At 74.1% G+C, this 20564-nt stretch carries 16 protein-coding genes; 13 read left to right on the top strand and 3 right to left on the bottom strand.

The window, feature by feature from the left end:
* The first annotated feature begins 111 nt into the window (after window positions 1–111).
* From ACWD4U_RS31515 to ACWD4U_RS31470, 10 genes are all read left to right on the top strand, one after another.
* Window positions 112–1782: a CTP synthase gene (locus ACWD4U_RS31515; RefSeq protein ID WP_363460426.1), complete on the top strand. Its 1671-nt coding sequence runs from the start codon at window positions 112–114 to the stop codon at window positions 1780–1782.
* A 325-nt stretch (window positions 1783–2107) separates the two neighbouring features.
* A complete protein-coding gene (locus ACWD4U_RS31510) occupies window positions 2108–2731 on the top strand; it encodes an NUDIX hydrolase (protein WP_363460428.1) in 624 nt (207 codons plus the stop codon).
* A gap of 153 nt (window positions 2732–2884) precedes the next feature.
* Window positions 2885–4936 carry a tetratricopeptide repeat protein gene (locus ACWD4U_RS31505; RefSeq protein WP_363460430.1) on the top strand — a complete coding sequence of 684 codons (2052 nt, stop codon included), beginning with the start codon at window positions 2885–2887 and terminating at the stop codon, window positions 4934–4936.
* 242 nt (window positions 4937–5178) lie between these two features.
* Window positions 5179–6294 (top strand): alanine dehydrogenase, encoded by a 1116-nt coding sequence (gene ald / locus ACWD4U_RS31500; RefSeq protein WP_363460432.1) that lies wholly within the window; start codon window positions 5179–5181, stop codon window positions 6292–6294.
* A gap of 402 nt (window positions 6295–6696) precedes the next feature.
* The gene (locus ACWD4U_RS31495) at window positions 6697–7806 is read left to right on the top strand and encodes a ParA family protein (RefSeq protein WP_363460456.1); all 1110 of its coding nucleotides are present in this window, start codon (window positions 6697–6699) and stop codon (window positions 7804–7806) included.
* 41 nt (window positions 7807–7847) lie between these two features.
* A complete protein-coding gene (locus ACWD4U_RS31490; protein WP_363460434.1) occupies window positions 7848–8306 on the top strand; it encodes a hypothetical protein in 459 nt (152 codons plus the stop codon).
* Window positions 8307–8350: 44 nt separating this feature from the next.
* Window positions 8351–9193, top strand: a complete 843-nt coding sequence (locus ACWD4U_RS31485) for a segregation and condensation protein A (protein WP_363460436.1) — start codon at window positions 8351–8353, stop codon at window positions 9191–9193.
* Window positions 9190–10002: an SMC-Scp complex subunit ScpB gene (scpB, locus tag ACWD4U_RS31480; RefSeq protein WP_363460438.1), complete on the top strand. Its 813-nt coding sequence runs from the start codon at window positions 9190–9192 to the stop codon at window positions 10000–10002. The genes ACWD4U_RS31485 and scpB overlap by 4 nt, the downstream gene beginning before the upstream one ends.
* A gap of 26 nt (window positions 10003–10028) precedes the next feature.
* The gene (locus ACWD4U_RS31475; protein ID WP_363460440.1) at window positions 10029–11231 is read left to right on the top strand and encodes a pseudouridine synthase; all 1203 of its coding nucleotides are present in this window, start codon (window positions 10029–10031) and stop codon (window positions 11229–11231) included.
* A gap of 203 nt (window positions 11232–11434) precedes the next feature.
* Window positions 11435–12412 (top strand): helix-turn-helix domain-containing protein, encoded by a 978-nt coding sequence (locus ACWD4U_RS31470; RefSeq protein WP_363460442.1) that lies wholly within the window; start codon window positions 11435–11437, stop codon window positions 12410–12412.
* 51 nt (window positions 12413–12463) lie between these two features.
* On the opposite strand, the gene ACWD4U_RS31465 is transcribed toward ACWD4U_RS31470, so the two are convergent.
* From ACWD4U_RS31465 to ACWD4U_RS31455, 3 genes are read right to left on the bottom strand one after another with little or no spacing between them, the layout of a single operon-like run.
* Window positions 12464–12826: a DUF952 domain-containing protein gene (locus tag ACWD4U_RS31465; RefSeq protein WP_363460444.1), complete on the bottom strand. Its 363-nt coding sequence runs from the start codon at window positions 12824–12826 to the stop codon at window positions 12464–12466.
* A 49-nt stretch (window positions 12827–12875) separates the two neighbouring features.
* The gene (locus tag ACWD4U_RS31460) at window positions 12876–14456 is read right to left on the bottom strand and encodes a DUF4139 domain-containing protein (protein ID WP_363460458.1); all 1581 of its coding nucleotides are present in this window, start codon (window positions 14454–14456) and stop codon (window positions 12876–12878) included.
* A complete protein-coding gene (locus ACWD4U_RS31455) occupies window positions 14453–16504 on the bottom strand; it encodes a DUF4139 domain-containing protein (protein WP_363460446.1) in 2052 nt (683 codons plus the stop codon). The genes ACWD4U_RS31460 and ACWD4U_RS31455 overlap by 4 nt, the downstream gene beginning before the upstream one ends.
* Window positions 16505–16967: 463 nt before the next feature.
* Here ACWD4U_RS31455 and ACWD4U_RS31450 point away from each other — a divergent pair, with 463 nt between their 5' ends.
* The 3 genes from ACWD4U_RS31450 to der all read left to right on the top strand — a co-directional run bounded on the left by ACWD4U_RS31450 (window position 16968) and on the right by der (window position 20390).
* Window positions 16968–18053: a prephenate dehydrogenase gene (locus tag ACWD4U_RS31450; RefSeq protein WP_363460448.1), complete on the top strand. Its 1086-nt coding sequence runs from the start codon at window positions 16968–16970 to the stop codon at window positions 18051–18053.
* A 60-nt stretch (window positions 18054–18113) separates the two neighbouring features.
* On the top strand, window positions 18114–18830 hold the full coding sequence (gene cmk, locus ACWD4U_RS31445; protein WP_363460450.1) for a (d)CMP kinase: 717 nt from the start codon (window positions 18114–18116) through the stop codon (window positions 18828–18830).
* Between the two features lie 108 nt (window positions 18831–18938).
* Entirely contained in the window at window positions 18939–20390 is a 1452-nt protein-coding gene (gene der, locus ACWD4U_RS31440; RefSeq protein WP_363460452.1) for a ribosome biogenesis GTPase Der, read from the top strand.
* Window positions 20391–20564: the final 174 nt, after the last annotated feature.

Genomic DNA, 20564 nt, shown 5'->3' with positions numbered 1-20564 from the left:
CTGGTATCCCGTGGACTGGTGGGAAGGTCCGGCACCGAGCCCCCTCATCGGCGGCTCCTCAGCCCCCTCACCGGCGTCACCCTCCGACACGCGACCCACGGGAGCCCCCTCTTGGCACAGCCCCATTCCGGCAAGTCGGCCAACGGCCGCGCCGTGACGACCAAGCACCTCTTCGTCACCGGGGGTGTCGCCTCTTCGCTCGGCAAGGGCCTCACCGCCTCGAGCCTCGGCGCCCTGCTCAAGGCGCGCGGGCTGCGCGTGACGATGCAGAAGCTCGACCCGTACCTGAACGTGGACCCGGGCACCATGAACCCGTTCCAGCACGGTGAGGTGTTCGTCACGGACGACGGCGCCGAGACCGACCTGGACATCGGCCACTACGAGCGGTTCCTCGACACCAACCTGCACGGCTCGGCGAACGTCACCACCGGCCAGGTGTACTCGACCGTCATCGCCAAGGAGCGCCGCGGCGAGTACCTGGGCGACACCGTCCAGGTCATCCCGCACATCACCAACGAGATCAAGTCCCGGATCCGCCGGATGGCGACCGAGGACGTCGACGTGGTGATCACCGAGGTCGGCGGCACCGTCGGCGACATCGAGTCGCTGCCGTTCCTGGAGGCGGTCCGCCAGGTCCGCCACGAGGTCGGCCGGGACAACGTCTTCTTCGTGCACGTCTCGCTGCTGCCGTACATCGGCCCGTCCGGCGAGCTGAAGACCAAGCCCACCCAGCACTCGGTGGCCGCGCTGCGCAACATCGGCATCCAGCCCGACGCGATCGTGCTGCGCGCCGACCGCGAGGTGCCGCAGGCCATCAAGCGCAAGATCTCGCTGATGTGCGACGTCGACGAGGAGGCCGTGGTCGCCGCGATCGACGCCAAGTCGATCTACGACATCCCCAAGGTGCTGCACGGCGAGGGCCTCGACGCGTACGTGGTGCGCCGCCTCGACCTGCCGTTCCGCGACGTCGACTGGACCAGCTGGGACGACCTGCTGCGCCGCGTCCACGAGCCGCAGCACGAGGTCAAGGTCGCGCTGGTCGGCAAGTACATCGACCTCCCCGACGCCTACCTGTCCGTCACCGAGGCACTGCGGGCCGGCGGCTTCGCCAACAACGCCCGGGTCGAGATCAAGTGGGTGACCTCGGACGACTGCCTGACCCCCGAGGGCGCGCAGGAGCAGCTCGGCGACGTCGACGCGATCTGCATCCCCGGCGGGTTCGGCGACCGCGGTGTGGACGGCAAGGTCGCCGCCATCACCTACGGCCGGGAGAACCGGATCCCGCTGCTCGGCCTGTGCCTGGGCCTGCAGTGCGTGGTCATCGAGGCCGCGCGCAACCTGGCCGGCCTGCCCGAGGCCAACTCCACCGAGTTCGACCCGACCGGCAAGCACCCGGTCGTCTCGACCATGGCCGAGCAGCTCGCCATCGTCGACGGCAAGGGCGACCTGGGCGGCACGATGCGGCTCGGCCTGTACCCGGCGAAGCTCGCCGAGGGGTCGATCGTCCGCGAGGTGTACGGCGGCGAGCAGTACGTCGAGGAGCGCCACCGCCACCGCTACGAGGTCAACAACGCCTACCGCGCCGACCTCGAGAAGACCGGCCTGGTGTTCTCCGGCCTCTCGCCCAAGGGCGACCTGGTCGAGTACGTCGAGTACCCCCGCGACGTCCACCCCTACCTCGTCGCCACCCAGGCCCACCCCGAGCTCAAGTCCCGCCCCACCCGCCCGCACCCCCTCTTCGCGGGCCTGGTCGCCGCAGCCATCGACCGCAAGATCGGCTGACGCCGCCACCCCCCACCTCCCCACGGCAGCCGCCCACCCACGAGCACCCCTCCGGGCCGGGCGGCTCCGCCGTTCCCGGGGGGGATTTCGGGGGAGGGGATTCGGGGGCGGGAGGATTCGGCGAGCCGGGCGAGTCGGGCGAGTCGGGCGAGTCGGGCGAGTCGCGCGAGTCGCGCGAGTCGGGCGAGTCGGGCGAGTCGGGGTTCGGGGCGGAGCGCGGTGCGCGGCGGAGTCGCCTCCGGCGGCGTTCGCTGTGCGGGGTGTCGGCTTGGGGGGTGGGTGGTCGGGTAGATTGTGTCTATCTGACGAGAAGGGGTGTGTCGCGGTGGCCGGGATTCGGGATGTGGCGGAGGAGTGGGACGTTCGGGAGGGGACGACGCCGTTTCGGGGGAAGGTGACGGGGGTTCGGACCGAGGAGGTTCGGATGCCGGACGGGAGTTGGGCGCGGCGGGACTACCAGTTGCATCCGGGGTCGGTGGCGGTGCTGGCGCTGGACGACGAGGGGCGGGTGCTGGTGCTGCGGCAGTACCGGCACCCGGTGCGGCACCGGTTGTGGGAGCTGCCGGCGGGGCTGTTGGACGTGCCGGGGGAGAACCCGTTGCACGCGGCGCAGCGCGAGCTGTTCGAGGAGGCGTACTGCAAGGCCGGGCAGTGGCGGGTGCTGGTGGACTTCTACACCTCGCCGGGCGGGAGTGACGAGGCGTTGCGGCTGTTCCTGGCGACCGGGTTGTCGGAGGCGGACGGGGAGCGGTACGCGGCGCACGGCGAGGAGCTGGAGCTGGAGACCGCGTGGGTGCCGCTGGAGGAGTTGGTCGGCCTCGTGCTGGCGGGCGAGTTGCACAACCCGGTGATCGTGGCGGGGACGCTGGCGTTGAGCGCGGCCCTGGCCCGTGGCGGGGTCGACGGGCTGCGGGCGGTCGACGCGCCGTGGCCGGCTCGCCCGTACTGACCGCCGCGCGGGCCGTTCCTTGATCCACAGGGGTGATTCGCCGGTTGGTAGTACCGGATGGCACCTCGGCTGACGGGTCGGCTCGAACTACGCTTCGCGGACAGGACCCGGTGCGGGTCCGGTCCGCTGAGCGACTGGTCGGGAGTGGCGCGGGTGGCGAGGCAGATCAACACGAAGCCGGCGGCGACGGTGGCGGAGCCGGCCGAGGCGTCGGACGCGCTGCCGGTCGGCGCGCTGCCGTTCGTCGGCCGGTCGGCGGAGTTGGCGGCGCTCGCGGTGGCGGCCGGCCGGCCGGCGGAGGGCCGCGGGCGGCTGCTGGTGCTGGCCGGCCGGCCCGGGTCTGGGCGCACCGCGCTGGCGGTGCGCTGGGCCCGGTCGGTGGCGGGCGACTTCCCGGACGGGTTGCTGTACGCGCGGCTGTCCGCGCCGGACGGGTCGCGGGTGGGTGCCGGGCGGGCCGCCCGGACGCTGCTCGACCAGCTCGGCGAGGAGCGGGCCGGCGCCGTGCTGCCGGGCGGCGCGGAGGAGGACCCGGCGTGCGAGGCGCTGCGGGAGGCGCTGGCGACGCGTCGGGTGCTGGTGCTGCTGGACGACGTTCGCGACGCCGGGCAGGTGTGGCCGCTGCTCGCGGAGAAGACCGAGTCGCTGCTGCTGGCGACCACGGCCGGGCCGCTCACCGGGATCGATGGCATCGACCCGGTGATCCTCGGCGGGATCGACGAGGGTTCCGCCGTCGACCTGCTGGGCGAGCTGGTCGGCGGGACCCGGATCTCGTGTGACCCGGTGGGCGCCGCGGAGCTCGCCGAGGCGTGCGCCGCGCGTCCGGCCGCACTGCGGTTGATGGCCTCCTGGCTGCGGGCCAACCCGCGGGCCGCGGTGACCGAGGCGGCGACCGAGTTGCGGCCCGCGCCGGTGGAGGAGGAGCGGACCCGGCCGAAGAAGCGGGAGCGCTCCCGCGCGGGCAAGGCGGGCGGTGAGCGGCCCGGCCGGGCGGGCGGCGACCCGGGTGCGAAGGCCGGTGGGCGCGCGGCGACGGGGCGGGACACGGCCGCGGCGGGCGGCGACCAGGCGTCGGGTGCGGCGCAGGCCGGGCCGGGCGCGGAGCACGCGCCGGTGCCGGTGGTGGAGGGGGATCCGCTGCGCGGCGCGTTCGAGCTGGTGTACCGGCGGCTGCCGGCGGCGCGGGCGAGGCTGCTGCGGCTGGTCACGCTGGCACCGGGGCAGCTGGTGGACCTGCGCACCGCGTCCGCGCTGATGGGCTGCCCGGCGCCGGACGCCGGGGAGCACCTGGCGGAGCTCGCCGGGCTGGAACTGCTGGAGCGGGAGCCGGCCGCCGCCGACGGCACCGAGCGCTACCGGGTGCCGGCGCGGTTGTACGGGCGGCTGGTGGAGCTGCGCGAGGAGCGCGACCGGCCGGCCGAGGTGGAGCTGGCACGGGCCCGGTTGCTGGAGCGGCTGGTGCGGCTGGTCGACTCGGCGCGCCTGCTGCTCGACCCGGCCGCCGGGCCGAACCCGGATCCGCTGCCGGGCCCGCTGCGGCTGCGCAGCGCCGCGCAGGCCGGCTGGTGGATGCGCGAGGAGCGCGAGGGTCTGCTGGCGGCGGTCCGGGACGCGGTCGGCCAGGGCGATCTGGACGGTTCGGCGGGCCGGCTGGTGACGGCGCTGCTGCGGGCGCTTCCGCTGACCGGGGAGGCCGCGCCGGCGGAGCTGCACGAGCTGCACGAGTCGGTGCTGAAGGTCGCCGAGCGGCAGGGCGCTCCCCGGCGGGCCGCCGCCGCGCTGCTGAACCTGGCGGAGCTGCAGGCCGCCGCGGGCCGGCACGAGATCGCCGCCGAGCGGTTCCGGCGGGCGGTCGAGCTGTCCCGGGGGGCGGGTGACGAGGCCGGGTGCGCCCGCGCGCTGGAGGGTGTGGGCCACTGCCACCGGGCGCTCGGCGACCCGGTGCGCGCCGCCGACGCGTACGGCCGGGCGCTGGCGCTGCGGCAGGGCCTCGACGACCAGCCGGGGCAGGCCCGGCTGCTGGTGCGGCTGGCGGAGGCGCACACCGGGTTGCGGCGCTTCGAGGAGGCGGTGCGCGAGTACCGGGCGGCGGGCGCGGTGCTGCGCCGGCTGGGCGACACGCAGGGTGAGCAGGCGGTCGGCGCACTGTTGGCACGGCTTCAGCGGCACCTGGAGCAGGAAGGCCTCCGACCGCTTTCGGAGTAGTGTCGTAGATGCGGAGTTCGCCCCGCAATGTGGCCCCAGATCGCGTGCAAGCCTACGAACCTGCCAATGGGTCCGGCTGATTTAGTCAGTTTGGAAGGCTGACACGTCGCCTGGGCTTCATTACACTCGAACTCAGTCGCGCATAGTTCTATGCACCGGTGTATCCGTTGTGCCCCCCGCTTGCGCGTCGCCCGCCGGTCTTCTCCGGTAGGGACCCCCATGGCAAGAGGACGTGTTTAGCCGTGAAGGTCGGCATCCCCCGCGAGGTCAAGAACCACGAGTACCGCGTGGCCATCACGCCCGCCGGCGTGCATGAGCTGGTCCGCAACGGACACGAGGTCGTCATCGAGGACAACGCCGGTCTCGGCTCCTCGATCCCCAACGAGGAGTACGTGGCCGCCGGCGCCACCATCCTCCCCACCGCCGACGAGGTGTGGGCCGCCGCCGACCTGCTGCTGAAGGTCAAGGAGCCGATCGCGGAGGAGTACCACCGCCTGCGCAAGGGCCAGACCCTCTTCACCTACCTGCACCTCGCGGCCGACCGGGCCGGCACCGACGCGCTGGTCGCCTCCGGCACCACCGCGATCGCCTACGAGACGGTGCAGCTGTCCAACGGCGCGCTGCCCCTGCTCGCCCCGATGTCCGAGGTCGCGGGCCGGCTGGCCCCGCAGGTCGGCTCGTACCACCTGATGCGTCCGGCCGGCGGCCGCGGCACCCTCCCCGGCGGCGTGCCCGGCACCCACCCGGCGAAGGCGGTCGTCATCGGCGGTGGCGTCTCCGGCTGGCACGCGGCCACCATCGCCATCGGCATGGGCTACGACGTGACCCTGCTGGACCGCGACATCAACAAGCTGCGCGAGGCCGACAAGATCTTCGGCACGAAGATCAAGGCGATCATGTCCAACTCCTTCGAGCTGGAGAAGGCCGTCCTCGAGGCCGACCTGGTGATCGGCGCGGTGCTGATCCCCGGCGCCAAAGCCCCCAAGCTGGTCACCAACGAGCTGGTCTCCCGGATGAAGCCGGGCTCGGTGCTCGTCGACATCGCGATCGACCAGGGCGGCTGCTTCGAGGACTCGCACCCGACCACCCACGCGAACCCGACCTTCGAGGTCCACAACTCGGTGTTCTACTGCGTGGCCAACATGCCGGGCGCCGTCCCCAACACCTCCACCTACGCGCTGACCAACGCCACCCTGCCCTACGTGGTGGAGCTGGCGAACCGCGGGTGGAAGGAGGCGCTGCGCCGCGACGCCGCGCTCGCCAAGGGCCTGAACGTTCACGAGGGCCAGATCACCTTCCCGGCGGTCGCCGAGGCCTTCGGCCTGGAGTCGGTCTCCCTGGAGAGCGTGCTCGCCTGACGTCGCGTCACCCGCTGCTGCCCCCGGCCCGCCTTCCCTTCGGGCCGGGGGCATCGGCATGCCCGCGTGCGGGAATGCCGAGCGACAACGGGATGTCCGGCGACGGTCAATTTCGGTGCGGTTTGTCACCCGCTCTGTCGACAAGGACACCTGACGGTGCTTCAACGCCCCGCAACGCGCTCGGAAACGTTAGGGTCATCCCTTGACACGGGGCGGGTGGAGAGCCGACACCTGACGCCCACTACCGTGGATTGTGTTGCTGCGAATGCCCGCAACGGCCTAGAGTCGCAAACCGTTGGCATGCTGCCACGCTGACGAATCGACATAGAGTCCTGGACGTCCAAGGAGGTAAGACGACTTGTGAATGAGTCGACATTTGCTCCCGGGGGTGGTCAGCCAGGACTGGCGGAGCTCTCCGTCGGGCAGGCGAACGAGGAAGCCCGGCAGGCCACGGTAGGCGCGCAGGAGGTCGGCTCGGTCGCGGTCCGCACCTTCGAGGCGCGTCAGAGCGCGGCGGCCAACGCCACCGACTACGACGCCGACTACGCCTACGGCCTGGCCTACTCCGACCTCGGCTACGGTCCCTACGACGACCCGGACGCCGAGTACGAGCCGGACCCCGAGTACGCCGCCACCCTGGCTCCCGACGCGGCCCGCCAGCGCCGCGAGCGGGTCGGCCCGACCGGCCGCCCGCTGCCGTACTTCCCGATCCCCGCGCCGCTCGCCGAGCACGGCCCCGCGCAGATCATCGCGATGTGCAACCAGAAGGGCGGCGTCGGCAAGACCACCTCCACCATCAACCTGGGCGCGGCGCTCGCCGAGTACGGCCGCCGGGTGCTGCTGGTGGACTTCGACCCGCAGGGCGCGCTCTCGGTCGGCCTCGGCGTCAACCCGATGGAACTCGACGTCACGGTCTACAACCTGCTGATGGAGCGGGGCCTGACGGCCGATGAGGTGCTGCTGAAGACCGCGATCCCCGGCATGGACCTGCTGCCGTCCAACATCGACCTGTCGGCCGCCGAGGTGCAGCTGGTCAGCGAGGTGGCCCGGGAGTCCGCGCTGGCCCGCGCGCTCAAGCCGCTGATGTCGGACTACGACTACGTCATCATCGACTGCCAGCCCTCGCTGGGCCTGCTGACGGTCAATGCCCTGACGGCCGCTCACAGCGTCATCGTGCCGCTGGAGTGCGAGTTCTTCGCGCTGCGCGGCGTCGCGCTGCTCACCGAGACCATCGAGAAGGTCTGCGAGCGGCTCAACCCCGACCTGCGCCTCGACGGCATCCTCGCCACCATGTACGACTCGCGCACCGTGCACTCGCGCGAGGTGCTGGCCAGGGTGGTCGAGGCGTTCGGCGAGCACGTCTTCCACACCGTCATCGGACGGACCGTCAGGTTCCCGGAGACCACCGTCGCCGGTGAGCCGATCACCACGTACGCCACCAACTCGGTCGGCGCCGCCGCCTACCGCCAGCTCGCCAGGGAGGTGCTCGACCGGTGCCGCCCCGCCGAGTGAGTCTCCCGGGGGCCGACGAACTGTTCCGGGCCACCGGAGGCATGGCCCTGTCGCCCTCGCTGGCGCGGAACGGCTCCCAGGAGCCCGCCCGGCCGGCCGAGGGCGGCCGGGAGAACCCCGCCCGGGAGGGCGAGGGAGCGGGGCGCGCCGCCGAGGTGCCGGCGGCCCGGCCGGAGCCCGGAGCCCCGGCCGGTGCGCCGGGCGGCGCGGCTGCGGGGCGCGCGGAGGACCCCGCAGAGGCGCGACGGGCGACCGTGCGGACCCGGGGACGGGCCCCGCGGCGGCCCACCGGGCGGGAGCGGCACGACGAGAAGATCACCGTGTACGTCTCCGCCGAGGAACTGATGGACCTGGAGCACGCGCGGCTGGTGCTGCGCGGCGAACACGGCCTGGCGGTCGACCGCGGCCGGGTGGTGCGCGAGGCGATCGCGGTGGTGCTGGCCGATCTGGAGCAGCGCGGCGAGGCATCGATCCTGGTGAGGCGGCTGCGCGGGCGGTGAGGCCTGCGCGGCGCCGCGCCCGCGGTCTGCCAAGATGAACGGTCATGGTGAAGGTCGGCGACGGTGAAGCTGCGGCGCCCGCGGGGTTCCAGGTCAGGTTGGCGAACTTCGAGGGCCCGTTCGACCTGCTGCTCGCACTGATCGCCAAGCACAAGCTGGACGTCACCGAGGTCGCGCTGTCGAAGGTCACCGACGAGTTCGTGGCGCACATCCGGGCGATGGGCCCGGACTGGGACCTGGACGCGGCGACCGAGTTCCTGGTGGTCGCGGCGACCCTGCTGGACCTGAAGGCCGCCAGGCTGCTGCCGGCCGCGGAGGTCGAGGACGAGGAGGACCTGGCGCTGCTGGAGGCCCGGGACCTGCTCTTCGCCCGGCTGCTGCAGTACCGGGCCTACAAGGAGGCCGCCGGGATCCTCGCCGACCGCTGGGCCGCCGAACTGCTGCTGCGCCCGCGCACCGTCGGGCTCGAGCCGCACCACGCGCAGCTGCTGCCCGAGGTGGTGCTGAGCATCGGCCCGGAGCGCTTCGCGCAGCTCGCCGCGAAGGCGTTCGCCCCCAGGCCCGCGCCGGCCGTGTACGTCGACCACATCCACATGCCGCCGGTCAGCGTGCGCGAGCAGGCCGCGCTGGTGGTGGACCGGCTGACCGCGCTCGGCGAGGCCAGCTTCGGCCGCCTGGTCGCGGACGCCGAGAACACCCTGGTGGTGGTCGCGCGCTTCCTGGCGCTGCTGGAGCTGTACCGGGAGAAGGCGCTGGACTTCGAGCAGCCGGAGGCGCTCGGGGAACTGCTGGTGCGCTGGGTCGCCGAGGCCGACCGGCCGGTCGAGGTGACCGACGAGTTCGACCGCCCGCCGGGCGACAGCAACGAGGAGGGCGGTTCACGATGACCGCGAAGCAGCCCCGCCGTTCCCTCGGCCTGCCCGGCCAGAGCCGGCCCGAGGAGTGGCAGGAGTCCGCGTACCCGGACGGCGAGCAGCGCGTCGAGCCGGTCGAGCGGGTGGTCGCCATGCGGCAGGAGGCACTGCCGGAGCCGCTGCCGGCGCCGGCGCTGCCCGCGCCCGCACCGGCGGAGCCCCCGGTCGAGCGGCCCGCCGAGGGGGTGCCGCTGCGGGCCGCGCTGGAGGCCGTGCTGATGATCGCGGACGAACCGGTCGCCGAGGGGCACCTCGCCAACGTGCTGGAGGCGCGCCGCGACGAGGTGGCGCTGACGCTGCGTCAGCTGGCGGCCGAGTACACCGCGCAGGGGCGCGGTTTCGAGCTGCGCCTGGTGGCCGGCGGATGGCGGTTCTACAGCCGGGCTGCCTGCTCGGAGGCGGTGGACCGGTTCGTTCTGGACGGCCAGCAGGCCCGCCTCACGCAGGCCGCGCTGGAGACGCTGGCGGTGGTCGCCTACCGGCAGCCGGTGTCGCGCGGACGGGTCTCGGCGGTCCGTGGTGTGAACTGTGACGGCGTGATGCGTACCCTGGTACAGCGAGGGCTGGTCGAAGAAGCCGGCACCGAGCCCGAAACCGGAGCGATCCTGTATCGGACGACGAACTACTTCCTGGAACGGATGGGGCTGCGCGGCCTGGACGAGCTGCCGGAGCTCGCGCCCTTCCTGCCCGAGGTCGACGACGTGGAAGCGGAGTCCCTGGAGGGCACGATGATCGCGGAGGCGGTCGCCGCCGCACAGGACGGGCCAAACCAGGCCGACTAGACGGATACGACGTACGGACATTTTTGATGCGTAGCAGTGGCAACGGCAGGAACAGTGGCGGCGGCGGCCGGGGTGGACAGAGCGGGCAGGGTCGCGGCCGCCAGCAGGGCGGGGGCCGGGGCGGCTCGTCCTACGGCGGCAGCGGCGGCGGCCGCGGCGGGCAGTCCTCGCGCGGCGGCTCGGGCGGCGGCTCCTACGGGGGTTCGCGCGGCAGCGGCGGCGGGCGGGACGGCGGGCGCGGTGGCGAGGAGCGCCGCTACCCGGACCGTCCGCTGCGCCCGGAGGAGCGCAAGTACGACCGGCCCGAGTACGGCGGCGGCCCGAACGCCACGCCGTCGCGCGGCGCGTACGGCACCCGCAAGCCCGGAGCGGCCCCCAAGCCGCGCCGGGACGGGCAGGGCGCACCCGGCGACCCGCGGCGCCAGCCGCAGCGCTCCCGGGAGCTGCAGGGCCGCATCGAGGACCGGGTGCTGGCCCGGCACGAGGGCCCCGGCAAGGAGGTCGGCGAGGAGGGCGAGCGCCTGCAGAAGGTGCTGGCCCGGGCCGGCATGGGCAGCCGGCGGGCCTGCGAGGAGCTGATCGAGCAGGGCCGGGTCGAGGTCAACGGCCGACTGGTCACCGAGCAGGGCAAGCGCGTCGACCCGATGAACGACGAGATCAAGGTGGACGGCCTGACCGTCGCCACCCAGTCGTACCTGTTCTTCGCGCTGAACAAGCCGGCCGGCGTGGTCTCCACCATGGAGGACCCGGACGGGCGGCAGTGCCTCGGCGACTACGTCACCAACCGGGAGACCCGGCTGTTCCACGTCGGACGGCTGGACACCGAGACCGAGGGCATCATCCTGCTCACCAACCACGGTGAGCTGGCCCACCGCCTCACCCACCCCAAGTACGGCGTCACCAAGACGTACCTGGCGGCGATCCAGGGCCCGATCCCGCGCGACCTGGGCAAGCAGCTCGCCAAGGGCGTCGAGCTCGAGGACGGCTGGGCGCGTGCCGACAGCTTCAAGGTGATCTCCAACGTCGGCAAGAACTACCTCGTCGAGGTGACCCTGCACGAGGGCCGCAAGCACATCGTGCGGCGGATGCTCGCCGAGGTGGGCTTCCCGGTGGAGAAGCTGGTGCGCACCCACTTCGGACCGATCGCCCTCGGCGACCAGAAGTCCGGCTGGCTGCGCCGCCTGACCAACCCGGAGGTCGGCCAGCTGATGAACGAGGTCGGGCTGTAACAGCCCCGCCGAGGGCCCGTCCGCCGCTCGCCGGCGGGCGGGCCCTCGCACTTTGCCGGGTCTTGACATGTGAGGCTGACCGCACGGCCTTGTCAGCGCGCGGGCCGGTGGCAGAAGATTGCCACCGAAGCGCGCCTCGGCGCGTGGCGGAAGTGCGCCACCCCCGGGACAGGGGACACGGGGCGGCGGGGGAAGGAACCACGATGCTCGACTCATTCGGAGTGCTGGGCCTGGGCCGGCCGGACGGACAGGTGTACGCCGCGCTGGTCGTGGCGCCGCAGTCGACCGCGCTGGAGCTGGCCGAGCACTGCGGCCTGACGCTGGACCAGTGCCGGCAGGCCCTGGACCGGCTCGCGGAGCAGGGCATGGCCACCCGCGCGCCGGTCGACCGCGACCGCTACCTGGCGGTCGCCCCGGACGTCGCCATCGGCACCCTGATCGGCCACCGCGAGGCCGAGCTGCGCAGCGCCCGCGCCGAGATGCACCGGCTGATGGACGCCTTCCGGGAGGCCTCCCGGTACACCGACCCGGCGCACTCGGTGGAGGTGCTCACCGGCGGCGAGGCGATCGCCCAGCGCCTGGAGCACCTGGTGGAGTCCAGCCAGTACCAGATCCGCGGCTTCGACTGCCCGCCGTACGTGCAGGACCCGACCGTGCAGCAGCCCCGGCAGCGGGCCAAGCTCAAGTCCGGGGTACGGATCCGCACCGTCTTCGACAAGGAGGCGATCGCCTGGCCCGGGCGGCTGGAGCAGGAGATCCTCACCGGCGTCGAGGACGGCGAGGAAGCCCGGGTCCGCCCGGTGCTGCCGATGAAGATGATGATGGCCGACGACAAGATGGCGATCATCCCGATCAGCGTCGGCGACAGTGTGCTGGACGCCGCGTACGTCATCCACCCGTCCGCCCTGCTGCAGGCGCTGGACGCGCTGTTCGAGGCCGAGTGGGAACGCGCGGTGCCGCTGCAGACCGTGCTCGGCGACGGCGAGGGCCCCGGGCCGGACTCCGACCACCTGAAGCTGCTCGGGCTGCTCGCCGCCGGCCTCACCGACGAGTCGATCGCCCGCTCGCTGGGCTGGAGCGCCCGCACCACCCAGCGCCGGCTGCAGGGCCTGATGCGCGAACTCGGGGCCACCACCCGGTTCCAGGCCGGGATGGCGGCCCGCGAGCGCGGCTGGCTGTGAGGCCGCGGACGGCCCGTCAGGGGCCGTCCGCGGCCTCCGCCGGGAAACGGGTCAGCTCCACGGCCGCAGCGCGGCCCAGCGCCCGTCGGGGCCCCGCTCCAGCTTCTCCAGCCCGATCACGGCGGTCCGGTTCAGTCGGCCGTAGACGTGCGGGAACAGGACGCCCGGGGCGGTCCCCGGCGGCGGGCTGCCGGACGCCGCCTCCCACTTCACCATCGGCTCGACCAGCTTCTCCTCGATCAGCAGGGCCATCAGCGGGTCCGGCGTCTCGCGGAAGAACAGGTTGGCCACCGCGAGGGCGGTCCGCTCGTCCGGGGAGCAGTGGATGAAGCCGTCGGTGAGCAGGGAGGCGGCGGTGTACGGCCGGCCCGGGTCGCGCAGCCAGTCGTCCAGCGGGGCGAGATGGTAGATCATGCCTCTTTTGTACCGGAGCTGACGGGGCGACGGGCGCGCCCGCCGCCGCTCACAGCCCCGCCACCTTCGCCGTCGCCGCGATCTCGTACACCAGCGTCACGGTGCGCCGGCCGCCCGGCGGCAGCGGCACCGACCAGCGGGCGACGCCCTCGCCGTCCAGTTCGTCCGGCGGCGGCGAGCACTGCTCCTTGCGCAGCCGCACCTCCACCGCCGACACCTCGGACACCGGCACCCGTTCGCGCAGCACCACCACCCGCTCGTCCGTCTCCTCCGGGCCGGAGAACCGCGACAGGTGCAGCCGCACCGTGCGGGTCACCAGGGTGCGCTGCCCGGCCAGGCCCGCGCCCTCCCGGCGCTCCTCCGCCTCCCGCACCACCCGGAAGCCGTCGGTGGAGCCGAACGCGAGGCGCACCGGCGCGCCGGGCGCGGCGAACTCCAGCGCGCCCCGGCCGGTGTAGCCCGAGCCGCGGACCAGGTCCACCGGGCCGGCCAGCAGCGCGTGACCCGACGCGTTGCGGAACGACACCACCTCGGTCACCAGCGGCGACAGCTCCGGCGCCGCCGTGAACTCGCTGCGCGCCGCCGTCTCGAAGCCGCTCACCGGCACCCGGTGCGCCCGCCCGTCCGCAGGCACCGACACCGGGTCCGGGGCCCGCAGCACCCGCACCTCGCCGCCGTCGTCCACCCCCGGCAGGCCCGGCTCCAGCGGACCGGCGTCGCCGATCGCCTGCTCGCGCAGCTCCACCTCGACGGTCTTCTTCTCCTGCGCGGACCGCTCCCGCAGGAACAGCCGGTCCTCCGCCAGCGTGGGCGGCTCGCCGGCCAGCGCCGAGCGGGCCGTGGACAGCGTCAGCCGCACCCCCGACCAGTCCTCGCCGGTGCGCTGCCACACCACCGCCTCGGTCTCCAGCCGCAGCGCCCCGTCGACCAGCTCCGCCCGGTAGGCGGGCCGCCACAGCGCACACGGCGTCAGGTGCCCGACCCTGGCCAGCACCCGCTGCGCCGCCCCGGCCTCGACCGTCAGCTCGACGAACGCGACCAGCTCGGCCGGCTCCTGCTCGGCCAGCGCCAGCTCCTCCTCGGCCTGCGCCAGCTCGGCGGCCAGCTCCACCGCGCGCTGCCGGGCGGCCCGCAACTGCTCGCCGTAGGACTCCCGTTCGGCGTCCACCCGGTCCAGCTCGCGCGACCAGCGGGCCTGCTCCAGCTCGCCGCTGCCCGCGCCCTCGCCGATCTCCCGCAGCAGGTCGGCCGCCAACTGGCCGAGCAGCGCCAGGCGGGCCTGCAGCCGCTCCTGGCGGCGCGACTCGGCGAGGTGCGCGCGCTCCAGCTCGTGCACCCGGCGGCGCAGCGCCGAGTCGTCCGCGGTCGGCGGCAGCGGCGCCGGCGGCTGCCAGGAGCGCACCAGCCGGGCGTCCAGCACCCGGGCGGCCGCGGCGGCCTCGGCCGTCGCGGGGTCGAGCAGTTCGGCGTGCAGGGTGCGGTCCACCGCCAGCGCCGTCACCGGGCCCAGCCGCAGCCGCTGCACGCCCGGCGTCAGCTCCAGCTCGGCGGTGCGCTCAAGTTGCGCCCGGTCCTCCAGACAGGTCACCGCGGTGACCGGCAGAGCGATCGTCTCGTCGTCCACGTTCAGCTCCTCCGGTTTCCGCCGACCACGGCCCTGCCGGCCGGGATACGGATCACATAGCCGCCTTCCAGCTCCGCCGAACCCCCGGCGGGCACCTCGACGCGGCGGATCCGGGCCGACGGCGGGACGGCCGCCGACGGCTCGTCAGGAGGCGACCAGCCCGGGCGCTCCTCGATCCGCACCTCCCCCTCGCCGCTCACCGGCACCCGCTCGCGGACCTCCACCAGCGCCGGATGCGGCAGCCGGTTCACCAGCTCGATCCGCACCCGGTGGTCCAGCACCGTCGTCGAGTTCAACACCCCCGAGGTGGACTCCCGGACCTCCGAGTGCCGGGCCACCCGCACCCCGTCCGCCCGGCCCAGACCGACCTGCCGGGAGCCGCCCGGCGCCAGCGTCGGCAGCGCCGCCGTCAGCAGGAAGTCGCCGTCCACCGACACCTCCACCGGCCCGGCCAGCAGCGCCTGCCCGGTGCCGTTCGCCAGCCGCAGCGTCGCGTACACCGCCTCCTCCACCGACGGCACGCACACGTAGCCGGTCTCCACGCCCACCGGCAGCTCCGCCACCGTGACGGTGTGCCAGACCCCGTCGGACGGGATGTCGGCCGGCGCCGCCGCGTCGTAGCGGTGGTCGAACGAGCCCGCGGACTCCCGCGGCCGCACCGCGTGGCCCGGCAGCGGCAGGCGGCCCACCGCCTCCGCGCGGCGCAGCGCGTCCGCCGCCTGCGGCGCCGGCTGCGGGAACAGCCGGCCGCGGCGGACGTCGTCCTCGTCCGGGCCTGCCAGCGTCAGCTGCGCGTAGTCCAACTGATCCGCGGACGGGCGCGGGCCCGCCGGGGCGGACGGCTCCGGCTCCGGCTCCGCGAGGGCGGAGTAGTCGGCCGCGAAGCCCTGACGGGCCGCCCCGGCGCCGCCGTAGCCGCCCGGGGCGGGCATCGCGGCCATCGGGGCCGGCGGCGGCACCGGCATCGGCACCGGGCCGCCCGCCATCGGCTGCGCCTGCGGGGCGAACCCCGGCGCGGCCGGGGCGCCCGGCGGCGCCGAACGGCGGGCCCGTTTCGCCGACTCCTTCGCCATCGGCTCGCCGAACCCCGACGCCGACGGCGCGGCCGCGCCGACCGCGATCGGCGCCGACTGCGGCAGCGGCTTCGACGGCTGGGCGTCCGACCAGCCCGCGAACAACTCGCCCAGGCCGGCCGGCTGCGCCCGCCACCCCGACGGCGCGGGCGCGTCCTGGCGGCGGCCGATCCGCAGCGAACGCAGCCGCGGCAGGCCGGTCGGCCGGGCCAGGTCCGCCGTCGACAGCGCCAGGCGCACCCCCAGCCAGTCCTCGCCGGTGCGCTGCGCCACCGACGCCCGCAGCACCAGCCGCGCCGACGGCTCGCCCTGGCGGTGCGTCAGCTGGTACGTCGGCACCCACACCGCGCCGGGCACCGCGTACTCCACCTCCAGCTCCACCGGGCCCTCGCCGCGCACCGTCAGTACCGCCTGCGCGCCGGTGGCCAGCGCACCCGGCTGCTCGGCCGTCGACCCCTGCCGGGCCCTGGTGTACGCCACCTCCCAGGCGTGCTCCGCCAGCCGCAACTCCTGTGCCAGCTCCACCGCCCGCTCGTGCAGCACCGCCAGCCGGGCGTCCACGAACTCGGCCAGCGCCAGCACCGACTCGGCCGGGGCCCTGCGGTGCGGCTCGTCGCGGCGGCGCTGCGGCGGCACCGCGCGCAACGCCGCGACCTCGGCGATCCGGGCGTCCAGCCGGTCGATGCGCTCCGACAGCGCGTCGCGGCGCTCGCCGAGCTCTTCCAACTCGCGCTCCCAGGACGGGAGTTCGTCTTCCTCCCGGACCCGCGAGAGGTGCTCCACGCGGGCCTCGGCGACCCGTGCGGCGCCCGCCAGCACCCTGACCCGCAGCGAGCCCTCCGCCGCGACCCGCGGCAGCCCCGCCACCCGCACCCGGCCGTCCGCCGGCAGCACCCCCGAGGCGCGGCGACGGCACACCGCGCCCACCGCGTGCACCACCACCGACTCCAGCCTCGACTCCCACACCGCCTGCTCTGCCACCCTGCCCCCTCGCATCCCAGCGCCCGAACCCCGGACCCGGGCGCCCAGTCTGCACCCAACCCCCGTCACGGGACCCGGATTTCCCCTGCGCGTCGGCGGATCGGAGGGAGGGTTTGACGAGGGGGGATGGCAGAAGTGGCGGGGCGTCGGCGGATCGGGGGGAGGGTTTGGTGGGGGAGCGCAGAAGCGGAGGGGCGTCGGCCGATCGGAGGGAGGGTTTGACGAGGGGGGATGGCAGAGATGGTGGGGTGCCGGCGGATCGGGGGGAGGGTTTGGTGGGGGGATGGCAGAGGCAGTGGGGCGTCGGCGGAGCAGCGGGACGGTTTGGTGCGGGGGAGCGGGTGGCGTCGGCGTGGGAGGTGGTGGCGGGTGCGGTGGGGGGTGCGGGTGCGAGAGGATGAGGCCGGACCGGCGGCGTTTGGATCGTCGGGCAGGGATCGCACCCGGGAGACGAGTACCCGCCATGCGTACAGCCGCCGTCATCGGCACCGGACTGATCGGCACCTCCGCCGCGCTCGCGCTCACCGGTCGCGGTCTGAGCGTGTACCTGGAGGACGCCGACCAGGACGCGGCGCGCACGGCCGCCTCGCTCGGGGCGGGGACCACGGAGCCGCCCGAGGGGCCGGTCGACCTGGCGGTGATCGCGGTGCCGCCCGCGCTGGTGGGCAAGGTGCTGGCCGACTGCCAGCGCCGCGGCCTCGCCCGGTGGTACACCGACGTCGCCAGCGTGAAGGCCGGGCCGCGGGCCGAGATCACCGCGCTCGGCCTGGACACCGTCCACTACATCGGCTCGCACCCGATGGCGGGCCGGGAGCGCTCCGGTCCGCTGGCCGCCCGCGCCGACCTGTTCGAGGGCCGGCCGTGGGTGCTCACCCCGACCGCGGACACCGACACCGAGACGCTGAACGCCGCACTGGAACTCGTCGCGCTGTGCGGGGCGATGCCGATCGTGATGGACGCCGCCGACCACGACCGGGCCGTCGCGCTGGTCTCGCACGCGCCGCAACTGCTCTCCTCGCTGGTCGCCGCGCGGCTGGAGCACGCCGACGAGACCGCGGTGCGGCTGTCCGGGCAGGGCGTGCGCGACGTCACCCGGATCGCGGCCTCCAACCCCGCGATGTGGATCGACATCCTCTCCGCCAACGCGGGCGTGGTCGCCGACGTCCTGGACGACCTGGCCGCGGACCTCGCGGACACCGTCACCGCGCTGCGGGCGCTGCAGGCCGCCGACGAGGGCGAGCGCCGTTCCGGGGCGGCCGGCATCGAGGCCGTGATGCGCCGCGGCAACACCGGCCAGTCCCGCATCCCCGGCAAGCACGGCGCCCCGCCGACCCGGTACGAGACCGTCGCGGTCGTCCTCGGCGACCAGCCCGGCGAACTCGGCCGGCTGTTCGGCGAGGTCGGTGCGCTCGGCGTCAACATCGAGGACGTCAGCATCGAGCACTCGACCGGCCAGCAGGTCGGCCACGTCCAGATAGCGGTGGCCCCCGGCGCCGTGAAGCCGCTCACGGCGGGCCTGCGCGAGCGCGGTTGGAGCGTACGGGACTAGCTGTTGCCGTCCATTAACCTTGAGGGGAGTCCGTGTGCCCCGAGAGAGAGGTTTCGTCCCGTGGAGAGTGTCGACCGAGCGTCGAGCAGCCCGGTCGTCGTCGCGATCGACGGACCTTCGGGCTCCGGGAAGTCCACCGTGTCGCGGGCGGTCGCCGCGCGGCTTGGGCTGAGCTTCCTGGACACCGGCGCCATGTACCGGGCGATGACCTGGTGGATGCTCGCCAACGACGTGGACGTGGACGACCCGGAGGCGGTGGCGATCGCCTGCGCCAAGCCGGTGATCGTCTCGGGCACGGACGCCGCTGGGCCGACCATAACGGTGGACGGGCAGGACGTCTCCGGCCCGATCCGCGGGCCCGAGGTGACCGCCAAGGTCAGCGCGGTGTCCGCGGTCCCGGCGGTGCGGGCACGGCTGGTGGAGCTGCAGCGCGGCTGCGCCTCGCACGTCGAGCGCGGCATCGTCGCGGAGGGCCGCGACATGGGGACCGTGGTGTTCCCGGACGCCACCGTGAAGGTCTTCCTGACCGCCTCCGAGCACGCCCGCGCCGCGCGGCGCGCGGCCGAGCTGCGAGCCAAGGGCGTGGACGAGGCGACCATCACCGCGATGGCCGCCGACCTGGCCCGCCGGGACGCCGCGGACTCCTCCCGGGAGACCGCCCCGCTGACCCGGGCCGCCGACGCCGAGCTGGTCGACACCAGCGAACTCACCCTCGACCAGGTGATCGACACGATCACCGCCCTGGTCGAGCATCGGGCCGGCCTCACCGCCGCCTGACCCCCGCACCATCCGACCGCGCGAGATCCGCGCGGTCCGCGCTGCCCCCGGGCAGGTACGCACGGCACGCCCCTGGGAAGGGCCGGGCCGGGAAACGGAACACGCAGTATGAGCAACGACACGACGACCCACCACGGCGCGCTCGGCGACGACGAGTACGCCGAGTTCATGGCACTGGCCGCCGAGGAGGGCTTCGACGCCGACGAGGTGGACTCCGACCTGGAAGGGCACGGCCCGCTGCCGGTGCTGGCCATCGTCGGCCGCCCGAACGTCGGCAAGTCCACCCTGGTCAACCGGATCATCGGCCGCCGCGAGGCGGTCGTCGAGGACCGCCCGGGCGTGACCCGCGACCGGGTCAGCTACGAGGCGATGTGGGCCGGCCGCCGCTTCAAGGTGCTGGACACCGGCGGCTGGGAGATCGACGTCCTCGGCCTCGACGCGATGGTCGCCGGCCAGGCCGAACTCGGCATCGAGCAGTCCGACGCGGTGCTGTTCGTGGTGGACGCCAAGGTCGGCGCCACCGACACCGACGACGCGCTGGTCAAGCTGATCCGCCGCTCCGGCAAGCCCGTGGTGCTGTGCGCCAACAAGGTCGACGGCCCGTCCACCGAGGCGGAGGCCGCGTACCTGTGGTCGCTGGGCCTCGGCGAGCCGTACCCCGTCTCGGCGCTGCACGGCCGCGGCTCCGGCGACCTGCTGGACGCCGTGCTGAAGGTCCTGCCGGAGGCCCCGCCGCAGCTGTTCGGCGACGGGCAGGGCATCGGCGGACCGCGCCGCGTCGCGCTGATCGGCCGCCCGAACGTCGGCAAGTCCAGCCTGCTGAACAAGGTCGCCGGCGAGGACCGGGTGGTGGTCAACGAGCTGGCCGGCACCACCCGCGACCCGGTCGACGAGCTGATCGAACTCGGCGGCAAGACCTGGAAGTTCATCGACACCGCCGGTATCCGCCGCCGGGTCCACCTGACCGCCGGCGCGGACTTCTACGCCTCGCTGCGCACCTCCTCGGCGCTGGACAAGGCAGAGGTGGCGGTGGTCCTGATCGACGCCAGCGAGACGCTCGCCGAGCAGGACACCCGGATCATCTCGATGGCCGTCGAGGCCGGGCGCGCCGTGGTCATCGCGTACAACAAGTGGGACCAGCTGGACGAGGAGCGCCGGTACTACCTGGAGCGCGAGATCGAGCGCGACCTGGTCCAGGTGCAGTGGGCGCCGCGGGTGAACGTCTCCGCGAAGACCGGCCGGCACATGGAGAAGCTGGTCCCGGCGATCGAGACCGCGCTGGCCGGCTGGGAGACCCGGATCCCGACCGCCCGGCTGAACGCCTTCCTCGGCGAGCTGGTCGCCTCGCACCCGCACCCGATCCGCGGCGGCAAGCAGCCGCGCATCCTGTTCGGCACCCAGGCGGGCGTCCGTCCGCCGCGGTTCGTGCTGTTCGCCTCCGGCTTCCTGGAGGCCGGCTACCGGCGGTTCGTCGAGCGCCGGCTGCGCGAGGAGTTCGGCTTCGAGGGCACCCCGATCTCGATCTCGGTCCGGGTCCGCGAGAAGCGCAAGAAGAAGTAACGCAGGGACGTAGCGAAGGCTGTGGGCCGCGGTCTCCCCGTCGGGGGAGGCCGCGGCCCACAGCCGTTCTCGTGGGGGGTCAGCCCTCCCTACGTTGTTGGTTGGGATGAGCGAGCCACTCGTAAGGTTGGCTCACCCAGGGGTGTCGGGTGTGGCTCTCAGCCCTCTGCCGTC

It is taken from the genome of Kitasatospora sp. NPDC002522 (assembly GCF_053595195.1).
This window is presented reverse-complemented; position numbering and strand designations above follow the sequence as displayed.